A 12218-nucleotide genomic window follows, 5' to 3' on the forward strand; every position below is an offset into this window, starting at 1 on the left:
ATTTATATCCGCTCAAATGTCTCATGTGGCACAATCACTCCCAGCGCATTGAACAGCACCGGCTCAGGTTCAAGCATAACACCAAATTTCTGATGCACAGCGGACTGAACAGCATGATAAGTTGCCTTGACATCTGAAAGCCCAACATCCTCATAATTTACAAGAACCAGTGCCTGCTTTTCAAACATACCTACTTTACCGAGCTGCCTGCCTTTCCATCCTGACTGATCAATCAACCATCCGGCTGCCATTTTAATCTGCGCATTGGGCTGAGGATAATGGGGCAAACCCGGAAAATTTGCAGCAATCTGGTCAAAAACACTCGCTGAAACAACAGGGTTTTTAAAGAAACTGCCTGCATTTGGAAACTCCGCAGGATCAGGCAATTTACTCTGACGGATTTTAATCACCTGTTCCTGCAAATTTTCAGCCGTAAGATCATCACCGACCGCCTGTTTTAAGTCCCCATAGTTTAATTTCAACTGCGGCTGTTTCAATAATTTAAACGTAACATGGGTAATGATATACCGCTCAGGTTCATCCTTGAAAATACTGTGTCTATAAGAAAAACTGCAGTCTTTAGCCAGAATTGAGCTGAATGCTTTCAGCTGTCGGTCATAAACCTGTACAGATTCAATGAATTCACCCGCTTCAACACCATAAGCACCGATATTCTGTACAGGTGAAGCACCGACACGCCCAGGAATCAGAGCAAGATTCTGCAATCCAAATAAATGATGTTCTGTCGTCCAAAGCACAAAGTCATGCCAGTTTTCACCAGCACCTATTTTCAGCGTGACCGTCTCAGGACTTTCTGATAACTGTTCTATACCGGCAATACTCATATGCACCACCAGCGCTTCAATTCTTTCAGGCAACAGCATATTACTGCCACCTGACAGAATCAGTACATTCAGATTTTTCTGATGAGCAAACGCCAGTGCCTGAAGTAAATCTTCAGTATGGCTTACTTCTACGTAATGGGCTGCAACCGCATTCAGGCTCAGTGTATTAAACGCTTTTAACTGAACATCTGTTTCTATATTCATGTCAGTGCAATCCTGTTAATCATTTCTGCTTTTAAATATACCGACCCAGGCACGACTACTTGATTCACACTGATCCAGCACCCGTTCAAAACCCTCTGCACCGCCATAATACGGATCAGGCAGTTCCTGTTCAGGATAATCACGGTCATGCTCACTCATTAAGGCAATTTCCGCCAGAACCTGGTGTGAAAAATGATGCTGCGCCTGGTTTTTTAAAGTCTGAATATTTTCCAGATTGTTATAATCCATAGCGAGAATCAGATCAAAATCAATGAAGTCATCCACTGTCAACTGTCTTGCACGCAGATCAGCCAGATGATAGCCACGCTTTAAAGCATGTTCCTGACTGCGTAAATCTGGTGCTTTACCAGGGTGATAATTACTCGTTCCCGCTGAATCTATTTCAATATTCAGCCCACTTTCATTGCAAAAGTGTCTGAGTACAACCTCAGCCGTTGGTGAACGGCAAATATTTCCGAGACATACACACAAAACCCTGTACGGCGCATCGGATGGCATAAACAACCTCAAAGCTGGTTTATTTTCAGGTGTCTTATGTTAAGTTATTTACAGGATGAATCCTATATCGCATCACAACAATAATGTTTCATTGGTATAAAAATTAAGGATAAGTGTATGAGCCATTTTCAGTTTCAGACAGTTTCGAACATTATTTCAGGACCAGGTTCCATTCAGGAACTGAAAAACTTACTCCGAGTGTTCAACTGCAGAAAACTGTTACTGGTCACTGACCCAGGTATGATCCAGCATGGCTTACATTTACCGATACTTGAACAGCTGGAGCATTTAAAACTGGAATATGCGATTTACTCAGATGTACAGGCAGATCCTGCTGAGCACATAGTGCTAAATGCTGTACAGTTTGCCAAAGACGAAAAAGTCGATATGGTTCTGGGTTTTGGCGGTGGCAGCTCAATGGATGTGGCTAAAATTATTGCGATCCTTGCCCACCCTGAACAATCACAAAGCCTGACTGAACTTTATGGTGTCAATAATGCAAAAAAACCTCGTTTAGCATTAATACTGGTACCGACAACAGCAGGAACCGGTTCTGAAGTCACACCCATTTCCATCGTTACCACAGGTGAGACAACCAAAACAGGTATCGTTTCCCCTGTCCTGTATGCAGATGCCACGATCCTGGATGCCGAATTTACCCTGGGCTTGCCTGCACAGATTACAGCAGCGACCGGTATTGATGCCATGGTTCATGCGATTGAAGCCTATACATCTAAAATCAGGAAAAATTTTTATGCCGATATGCTGGCAAAACAGGCACTTAAATTACTGAATAAAAACTTAGCCCTGGTACTGGAAGATGGTCAGAATGTTGAAGCCCGTCAGAATATGCTGACTGGCTCCATGCTGGCAGGTCAGGCATTTGCCAATGCACCCGTTGGTGCAGTTCATGCACTCGCCTACCCATTGGGTGGACATTTTCACCTTTCGCATGGACATACCAATGCCCTGGTACTGACCGAAGTACTGAAATTCAATGCTCCTGAAGCTAAAACACTGTACGCCGAACTCATGAGCTGGCTTGACCCTTTCAGTAAAGGAAGTACAGATGGACTCTGCGATCTGTTTATTGGACATATGCAGAATCATTTAAATAAAAGTGGTTTAACTCTGAAACTCAAAGAACTGAATGTTCCTGAAAATATGCTGAATCAGCTGGCAGAAGATGCCATGCTCCAGACCCGCCTGTTACAGAACAATCCAAGAGTCATGACCCAGGAAGATGCCCACAGAATTTATCAGGCAATTTATGCCTGACAGCGTGAATGCCACCATTTTCACTAACTGATTGCAACCTCATGAAATGAGCTGTTTTCCAAAAGAAATCGTGAATAATGCCTTTGCGCCTGTAGAAACTGATGAACCTTCAGTCTTGCTTAAACTTCAGATTCCAGGTAAAAAAGTAAAAAATCTGTATTGAAAATAATATGAAACAAACTGCAAAACTGAGATCAGAATATAAGTTTATCTTTCCCATACAGACCCGTTGGGCAGATAATGATATGTATGGTCATGTCAACAATGTCACTTATTACAGCTATTTTGATACAGCTGCAAATGCGCTGCTGATCCAGCAGGCTGGTTTCAGCGCCAGTGATTCGCCACAGATTGGACTTGTGGTCAGTTCAGCCTGTGATTTTCTCAAAGAATTAAGCTATCCCGAAATTATTGAAGTTGGTGTTGCCATATCACGTATGGGCAATTCCTCATTAACCTATGATCTCGCCATCTTTAAACAGAATGAAGAAACCGCTGCGGCACAAGGGCATTTTGTGCATGTATTTGTTGACCGTCAGACCCGAAAAAGCACAACCATTTCCCAACCCATGCGGGATGCTTTGATACCTTATCTTGTTCAGGAATAAAATCAGAAGCCTGGCAAAATCACCAGGCTTCTGCATATTTCAAACAGCAATTCAAGCCATTAAACCATGGCAGGGTCTGTCACAGAATCCTGACCTGTTTCCACCCGCCCTGAAAAACGTCTTAAATATGATGCATCCTGTTTAATCCTTACTTCAAAGTCATACCAGTGTCTGGAACTTTCAAGCGACCAGTGATGCGTCAGGGTTGCACCCGGTTTTACGATCAGATTTAACGTCAGGTCTGCTCTGTAAGCCAATGGACTGATCAAAAATTCAATATCTTTGGAGCCTGTATTCATCAGGTCCACATAAACATCACCCTGTGTAATTTCATAACACACGCGGATTTCAGGATTGACATCCAGTGCTTTGAGCTTATTCAGGTCACCTTTAAAATGACGATGGAAACCGTTAGGTCCAAGCACCCATAAATCATATAAGCCTTTATTGTCCGTCATGAGCTGCCAGATATCTTCCAGCATCTTCCCAGCCTCAACCACATAGCGACGGGGAATCCTGTTCAGATTCAACCGGTCATATACATGAAATACCGCACCCTGCGTGCCCGTATTTGAAAACAGAAGTTTCACCGTACCGTCATTCTGACAACGGGCACTGGTATGCAGCTCATACGGTAATGCTCGGGACTGCTTAATTCCTTTATCCTGTACCGGCAATAACGGATTCTGAGGTAAAGGAACTGCTGACAGTTTTTCCTGTGCCTTGCGCAGTTCATCTGCCTGAGTACGGGTCTGCTTTCCGTTCAGAAACGGTAATATATCGTCGTTAGGATTTTTAAAATTGAATACTGATGTCAGATCACCACAGACTGCCCGTCGATAAGGGCTGATATTGCTTTCTTTCACCCCAAATCTTTTTTCAAGGAACATCAGTACTGAAGTATGGTCAAAGACCTGTGAGTTCACCCATCCACCCCGACTCCACGGCGATATTGCAAATAACGGTACTCTTGGACCAGGTCCATATACACCTTTGTCCTGCCGTGGCTGACTTGTACTGCCGTCAGGCGCACCATGCACAAAGTATTCTGCGCGCATATCCGCTTCACTGAGTGTTGATTTACCTGCATAACTGCCATCATCCTGAATGGATGGCGCAGACGGCGATGGTATATGATCAAAATAACCATCATTTTCATCATAGTTGATCAGAAATACGGTTTTACTCCAGACTTCAGGAACTGCGGTCAGTGCATCAAGCATTTCCTGAATGAACCAGGCACCCTGTACCGGACTGGATGGTCCTGGATGCTCACAGTAAATGGACGGAGCACTGACCCATGAAACCTGTGGCAGTCTCCCTTCTTTTACATCTCTACGGAATGCATCCAGGTATTCTTCTGGTTTTAAACCTGGTAATGTATTTGCAACCCCTTTATACAGCGGATTTTCAGCATTATCGGTTGCATGATCATAGGCTTTATAAGGCAAAGGTTGTGCTGCGACATTGTATGGACTGCCAGGCGCACCACCGCTGGACACCGGATAACCTGAATCTATATTTGCCTTTCGAAAAGTACGGAATGCGCCCAGCATATTATCTCCCCACTCATCAGGCATATTCTGATAGCAGATCCAGCTCACACCTGCTTCTTCAAGCCGTTCAGCATAGGTTTTCCACGTATAACCGACATTCACTGTCAATGGATTACCATCAATCCAGTCCCATTCATTGTTCACAAAGGCTGTACTGGTTGGGACTGCACCATTGGTTCCCGTCAGATGAAAAGAACGGTTTGCATCCGTCCCTGTATGCATGGAGCAGTGATAGGCATCGCAGATGGTAAATGCATTGGCTAAGGCAAACTGATAAGGAATTTCCTGTTCCTTGAAATATCCCATGGATGTTGTGGTTTTATGCTTTGGCCAGTCTGCCATTCGCCCATGATCCCATGCATCCTGGCTGTCTCTCCATGCATGTGGTGTACCACTTGCACGCTGTGCATTATTATTTTCGCCATCCAGATGATAAGGTGTCAGAACAGCACCATTGCTGCGCTTCTGTTGCCAGACTTTCAATCCATTTTCCATTGGAATGGTTATTCTGTCACCAAAACCACGTACACCTTTTAATGTACCAAAGTAATGATCAAATGAACGGTTTTCCTGCATCAGGATAATGACGTGCTCCACATCCTGTATTGTGCCTGTTTTATTGTTTGCAGGAATTGCCAGTGCTTTCTGAATACTGGCAGGAAATGAAGCCAGTGCAGCTGCACCAAAACCAGTTTTTAATGTGTTTTTTAAAAATTCGCGACGGTCCATTATTTTATTCCCCAGAGATCATTTAACTTATGGTGCACAGCGTTTGACAGGTTTTTCAGATGTTTCAGGCGTTGTTGCCTCTTTCTCATCCGAGTCATTACATGCGGTTAAATGCAAAGTGAAAAATAAAACCGAAAAGATATATAAAATTTTTCTTCCCTGCTGAAACATGGCTGAAACCCTAAAAAGTAGTTCCAGATACAGTAAACATCCACTATTACAGCGAGGTGACTGCCATATTTCAGCTCCATGAAAAGAAAAATAGACCCGAAGGTCTATTTTAGAATTACAGTTCCAGCCACGGATGCTGCTGTTACTTCAGCTCGATATTTTCCAGTCTGGCATCAAATGCCTGAATCAGCTCTTTGATTACAGGCTCCTGATGCAGCATTTCTTCAGCACGGTTAAATGCTTTCTGCTTTCGTTCATTCTGCATAGTAAAAGGCGTAATTTCATTCACCTCTCCATACTGAACACTGAATACAGTTGCCGACCATTGCTGTTTAAGTGCTTCTTCTAAAGCATACTGCAACTGATGCAGTAATTTTTCATACTGCTGAGGAATATGAAATACACAACTGCCATCAATCTGACCTGTCATTACGCCATGTTGTGCCAGTTCCTGAACAGCAGGTGAAAGTGAACTGTTACGGAACCAGTACTCCCATTTTTTTGCATCCCATTCACCAGACATATCCTGTGAAGGAATCTCCAGAATCTGCTGTGGCATCAGTTTATCAGCAGTTTCAGCTATAACTGCTTCCTGAACAGCCATCGGAATTTCTGTTGCCTGTATTGCAGACTCAGCTGTTACTGACGGATGTTCCTGCTGCTGAACTGCCTGTTGTGGTGCAGGTTCGTACATAACCTGTGGCATCACTGACTCTGTTGAAGATTCAACAGGATCAAACAGGTTCAGTGCATCGGTATCTGAAATATCTGCAGCTGCTACAGTCGCAGTTTCAACTGATTCAGCGATCAGGTCATCGCCAAACAGAACCTCTCCATGATTCGGATCAAAAACAATCTGATCATTTTCCTGTTCAGCACTGCTCTGCTGTATGTGCTGACCCTGATCTGCGACCTGTTGCTGTTCAGGCTGAACATCATTGTGATCATTTTCAGAAGATGCTTCATGAACTGGCTCATCTGGAGCAACCTGAACCTTTACTGACAATTCAGCAGGTGGTGTTTCCACAGTCTGAGAGATCACAGACTGTGGAGCAGAATCTGATTGAACGGGCACGTTATCACTGACAGCTGAAACTGTCCGGGACACAGGAAGCTCATTAACTGACAGTGGGCGGAACGCAAGCAACCGCAGGACACACATCTCAAAGCCCTGCTCCTGAGTGACCGCCAGCTGTAAATCAGCGCGTCCCTTACAAGCGACCTGATAATACAGTTGCAGATCCTGAGCAGAAATCATCTGTGATAAATGTGTAATTTTGCGGTTGATTTCAGCACTGTACTTCAGGCTTAACTCAGGCAGATACTGCAACAAAGCCAGCTCATGCAGTGTCGAGATCAACTGATCAAGCACCATGGAAACATCAAGTGCCTGCTGTCTGAACTGCATCAACAGTTCACTGACCCTTTGTCTCTGATTCTGATGAATGGACAGAATCAGATCATAAATAATGGTACGGTCAATCAGCCCCAGCATGTCTTTAACATCCTGATGACGTATTTCACCCTGACCATAAGCAATTGCCTGATCTGTCAGGGACAGTGCATCACGTAAAGACCCCTGTGCAGATTCAGCAATCTGCCAGACGGCATCCTGATCAACCCCAATTTCTTCCTTGCTTAATATACTGGAAAGATGTTCTGTAATTTCATCCACTGCTAAAGGACGTAAAGTAAACTGAAGACAGCGGGAAATAACGGTGATGGGTAATTTTTGTGGATCGGTCGTAGCAAACAGAAATTTAACGTGTTCAGGCGGTTCTTCCAGCGTTTTCAGTAACGCATTAAATGAGTGCGTGGACAGCATGTGCACTTCATCAATCAGATAGACCTTAAACCGCCCCTGAGTCGGTGCATAAGGAACATTGTCCAGAAGCTCACGGGTATCTTCAACTTTGGTTCGTGACGCAGCATCAATCTCAATCAGATCAATAAAACGTCCTTCATTGACTGATTTACAGGTTGCACAGACTTCACATGGTATGGAGGTAATACCTGTTTCACAGTTCAGGCATTTTGCCAGAATACGTGCAATGGTTGTTTTACCTACGCCACGAGTCCCTGTAAACAAATAGGCATGATGCAGGCGACCACGATCCAGCGCACTTGTCAGAGCACGTGAGACATGATTCTGTCCAACCAGTTCATTAAAATTACGAGGACGATATTTCCGTGCAAGTACCTGATACATGAGTGCTCCTGATGTCAGGTCTTAGGATACTGTTTTTTATGCATAGAGTGAATTAAAAATACAAAAACCCGCTTCAGCCGATGAAATAGACTCCAATACTGTACAGGTCAGAGCTGTCGTACCATTTTGTGGCTCAAAGGTGCATAATCTTTAAAATCACTCTTCCGCAGTCTGATCATTCAGAATAAATCAGAACCATCCTTTATGACCTTTCAGAACTGCATCTGCACAACGTAAGGTTTCCTGAGTCAGTCCCCACAGACGGTAATCCCCTGTAATGGAACCAATCAAAAAATTATGTGTATAGGCAAAGCTGAGCTGGCGGTCTGGATCACACCATGCACCTGAACCATTATAGCCAATATGACCAAAACCATGTTTGACGCGTTTTCCCATAGTCAGTACACGGTGATAACCCATACGCCATTTCATAGGCACAGGCATCACACGATCACGGCGTATATTCTGGATTTTACTCAATGCCTCGAAGGTTTCAGGTTTAATCAGTTGCTGATCGTTCCATTGCCCACGATTTGCCAGCATGGCATAAATGCGGGCAAGACTGCTGGCCGTAAATGCACCATTTGCAGCAGGAATCACCGACTGAAGCCCCTGATCACCATAAAAGCTGAATTCACGCATATTTTTAGGAACCATGGCATCCAGAAAATCCTGTGGATTCTGTCCACTCAGCTCAATCAGTCTGTCTGAAAATGATGCTTTGTACTTCTTTTTGGCATAAGGCTGCGTTCCTGTTTTTTTCTCCGGCTGAACAGGCTTAGGTTTCTTTAATGGGCGAGCCACCCGTTCCAGCTGATTTGATGGAACACCAAAATATGCACCATCGAGCTGAAGGGGTTCCACCAGATAACGCTGCATCAACCAGGTCAGTGGTTGCTTTGCCGCTTTTTCGAGTACGCCACCAATCAGCCAGCCAAATGTCAGTGCCTGATAAGCGATATCTTCACCTGCCTGGAAACGTGGTGTTGCCTTTTCCATAACCTGCAGCATATGCTGCCAGTCATACATTTCCACGGCACTGCCAATATTATTACGGATATCATACAGTCCGCTCTGGTGACTGAGCAGATGACGCAAAGTCATCCCAGATTTACCATTCTGAGCAAACTCAGGCCAGTATGCTGCAACGGGTGTGTCATAGTCCAGAATGCCCTCACTGACCATAATATGCGCCAGAGTCGCGAGCACACCTTTACCTGTAGAAAAACAGACCGATAAAGTATCTGTCTGCCAGTCTTCCGTCTGTGATTTTTTACCGGTACAGATATCAACAACTTTCTGCCCCTGAAAATAAACTGCTACTGCAGCTCCACCCTGATCACTGCGGGCATCCTGCATACGGCTGAACTGCTCAGCCAGTCCCTGAAACCGTTCATCTACATAGCCCTGATAGCTGTCTTTTTCTGCAAGCAGGTATTGTTTGAATCCATTCATTTTCTTATCAGCCATAAAATATTGGGGCAAAAAAAAGCCTGAATCATTTTATGATTCAGGCTTTATGTTTACAGTGCCTTCACGCTTCCTGCAACATGTGGTTTCTGATTTTTAGAGTTCCTGATCAGAAACTCTGTATCTTTTGCCTGTTCAGCTACCATAAAATCAACCACGCCGGGCAGGAACATTGGCAGTTTAAAATGTACATCTGCTTCATAAGCATCAGGCAGATTCAGGCTGGCTAAAGCACGTGCCTTGCTCCACATACCATGAGCAATTGCCTGTTTAAAACCGAATGCTTTTGCTGTAACTGCATGAATATGAATCAGGTTGAAATCGCCTGAAGTCTTTGCATAACGACGACCGATATTTTCAGCCACTGTCCATTGCGCTTTTAATGTATAAGCAGGTGTTTTGTCTTCTTTTGCTTTAGCAGCAGCCTGCCCATCTGTTTTCTGACGTGCAAGATAAGTCGTGACACCTTCCATAACCACTTCATCACCCACTTTTGCAGTCGTGATGAAATCAAACTGTACGCCTTTATCGTGAGGCTGAAGATCACCAAATTTACAGGACAGCGTCAGTTGCTCATTGACGCCTGTTTTACGGTTCTGCTTAACCTGATTACGGATATGCACCAGACCCAGTACAGCAAAAGGAAATGCCTCTGCTGACATCATGTGCATCTGCAGGCTCTGAGACAGAACAGCAAGATAAATCGCTGGAATATAACCGTTGTTTTTAAATCCACAAACTTCATTATATGCTTTTAAATGATCAGGATCAATTTTGAATGAATCCACCACATATTCAACCTGCGGCAGAACTTTCTCTCCTTTAGGCTTTTTAAAAATCAGACCCTGAATAACTTTAGGATAAGCAAGATAAGGTTTTGGAAGTTGACTGAAATGGCGAGTATTCATACTGAACCTTTAAAATATTTTATTTTATAAAATGTAATCTTCCATCGAAGATCAATCGGTGAATGGTTTTAACTTTAGGCTAAAACCATTCATCCTGCCCTGTTTTACATAGTTAAGTATAAACAGGGTTTAAAACTTATGCGCCCAGCAGACTCTGACCACATACACGTACAACGTTACCGTTCAGACCTGAAGAACCTGTCGCAGCAAACAGTGCGATTGTTTCTGCAACATCAACAGGTAAACCGCCCTGACTCATGGAGTTCATACGACGACCTGCTTCACGGATGGTAAATGGAATCGCTGCTGTCATCTGAGTTTCAATGAAACCCGGTGCTACTGCATTGATTGTTACACCCTGCTGCAGGAATGGAGCAGTCATTTTCACCACACCAATCACACCGGCTTTAGATGCCGCATAGTTGGTCTGTCCAAGATTACCTGCAATACCTGAAATAGAAGATACGCAGACAATACGACCATTTGCATTGATGCCCTGATTATTCATCAGATATTCATTTACGCGCTCAATTGCAGACAGGTTAATGTTAATCACCAGATCCCACAGTTCAGGCTTCATATTGGCAAGCATTTTGTCACGGGTGATACCAGCATTGTGAACAATGACATCCAGACCGCCCTGAGCTGCTGCAGCTTCTTTAATTTTCTGTCCTGCATCTGCTGCTGTAATATCAATAGCCAGTGTAGAACCACCGATTTCAGCGGCAACACGGTCAAGATCAGCCTGCTGCTGTGGAACATCCAGACAGATCACATGTGCACCATCACGTGCCAGTACATGTGCAATCGCTTCACCGATACCACGGCTTGCACCGGTAACCACTGCTGTTTTACCCGCTAAAGGTTTTGCCCAGTCCACATCCAGCACTTCAGCTTTGGATACACGGATCACCTGACCTGAAACATACGCTGAACGTGGCGAAGCAAGGAAACGTAAAGTCGATTCAATATTATCTGCAGCACCATCATCCACATAGACCAGTTGCGCTGCAATTCCTTTTTTGAACTCTTTGCCTACAGATTTTACAAAACCTTCAAGCGCGCGCTGAGCAACAGCCTGTTTTAAAGTTTTTGCTGTTTCAGGAGTAATACCCACCACAATAACGCGACCAGAAGCCTGGATCTGACGTGCAATCGGGTTAAAAAATTTATACAGTTCGATCAGCTGTTCTGAGCTCTGAATGCCTGAAGCATCAAAAATGGCAACTTTAAATGCAGACTCTTTATCGCCTTCATTAAATGCACCCAGGTTCAGTCCAGCTTTAGCAGCTGCCTGCTGAAGTTCAGTATTCTGTCCAGCATAGCTGTTGGCATGAATATTTGCCAGTACCTGTGCAATCGCACCAGACAATGTGCTGGATGGTGCTGCACCCAGAATAACCGCACCTTTTACAACAGGTGTTGCTGACTCAAAACGCTCAAGAAAAGTTGGCGCTGGCAATCCCAGGTTTTTGATGACAAATTTACCAATCGGGGATTTTGCAAATGCCTGATACTGGTCAGTCATGATTATTATCTCTCATTAAAATAAATTTATGGTGAACCTGAATATATCCCTTTAACTTCAATATGATGTCAGAGCCCTGTTTTTCAGTACATTCACCTGTTTCATAGGAATAATACTTGAGTTAAACTCCAGATGTCTTGACCTGAAAGCATTCTGCATTGTCATTACAGTCAATCCAGGCTTTTTGCAGATA

At 44.0% G+C, this 12218-nt stretch carries 9 protein-coding genes; 2 read left to right on the top strand and 7 right to left on the bottom strand.

Going from position 1 to position 12218, the window contains the following annotated elements; genetic code table 11:
* Window positions 1-2: 2 nt before the first annotated feature.
* Together murB and CDG60_RS10815 are read right to left on the bottom strand one after the other, a co-directional pair.
* A complete protein-coding gene (murB, locus tag CDG60_RS10810) occupies window positions 3-1049 on the bottom strand; it encodes a UDP-N-acetylmuramate dehydrogenase (RefSeq protein WP_087512378.1) in 1047 nt (348 codons plus the stop codon).
* A 15-nt stretch (window positions 1050-1064) separates the two neighbouring features.
* Window positions 1065-1568 (bottom strand): low molecular weight protein-tyrosine-phosphatase, encoded by a 504-nt coding sequence (locus CDG60_RS10815; protein WP_087512379.1) that lies wholly within the window; start codon window positions 1566-1568, stop codon window positions 1065-1067.
* Window positions 1569-1685: 117 nt separating this feature from the next.
* Here CDG60_RS10815 and CDG60_RS10820 point away from each other — a divergent pair, with 117 nt between their 5' ends.
* Both CDG60_RS10820 and CDG60_RS10825 read left to right on the top strand, forming a co-directional pair.
* Window positions 1686-2846, top strand: coding sequence for an iron-containing alcohol dehydrogenase (locus tag CDG60_RS10820; RefSeq protein WP_087512380.1), 1161 nt, complete (start codon window positions 1686-1688; stop codon window positions 2844-2846).
* Window positions 2847-3016: 170 nt separating this feature from the next.
* Entirely contained in the window at window positions 3017-3454 is a 438-nt protein-coding gene (locus CDG60_RS10825; protein WP_087512381.1) for an acyl-CoA thioesterase, read from the top strand.
* 59 nt (window positions 3455-3513) lie between these two features.
* Here the strand turns inward: CDG60_RS10825 and CDG60_RS10830 are convergent, their stop codons facing one another.
* The 5 genes from CDG60_RS10830 to CDG60_RS10850 all read right to left on the bottom strand — a co-directional run bounded on the left by CDG60_RS10830 (window position 3514) and on the right by CDG60_RS10850 (window position 12025).
* Window positions 3514-5742, bottom strand: a complete 2229-nt coding sequence (locus CDG60_RS10830; RefSeq protein WP_087512382.1) for a phosphocholine-specific phospholipase C — start codon at window positions 5740-5742, stop codon at window positions 3514-3516.
* 310 nt (window positions 5743-6052) lie between these two features.
* On the bottom strand, window positions 6053-8119 hold the full coding sequence (gene dnaX / locus CDG60_RS10835) for a DNA polymerase III subunit gamma/tau (protein ID WP_087512383.1): 2067 nt from the start codon (window positions 8117-8119) through the stop codon (window positions 6053-6055).
* A 189-nt stretch (window positions 8120-8308) separates the two neighbouring features.
* Window positions 8309-9574 carry a serine hydrolase domain-containing protein gene (locus CDG60_RS10840; RefSeq protein WP_087512416.1) on the bottom strand — a complete coding sequence of 422 codons (1266 nt, stop codon included), beginning with the start codon at window positions 9572-9574 and terminating at the stop codon, window positions 8309-8311.
* Between the two features lie 68 nt (window positions 9575-9642).
* Window positions 9643-10497, bottom strand: coding sequence for a MaoC family dehydratase (locus CDG60_RS10845; protein ID WP_087512384.1), 855 nt, complete (start codon window positions 10495-10497; stop codon window positions 9643-9645).
* Between the two features lie 136 nt (window positions 10498-10633).
* Window positions 10634-12025: a 3-oxoacyl-ACP reductase gene (locus tag CDG60_RS10850; protein WP_087512385.1), complete on the bottom strand. Its 1392-nt coding sequence runs from the start codon at window positions 12023-12025 to the stop codon at window positions 10634-10636.
* Window positions 12026-12218: the final 193 nt, after the last annotated feature.

The organism is Acinetobacter chinensis, assembly GCF_002165375.2.
Classification (GTDB): domain Bacteria; phylum Pseudomonadota; class Gammaproteobacteria; order Pseudomonadales; family Moraxellaceae; genus Acinetobacter; species Acinetobacter chinensis.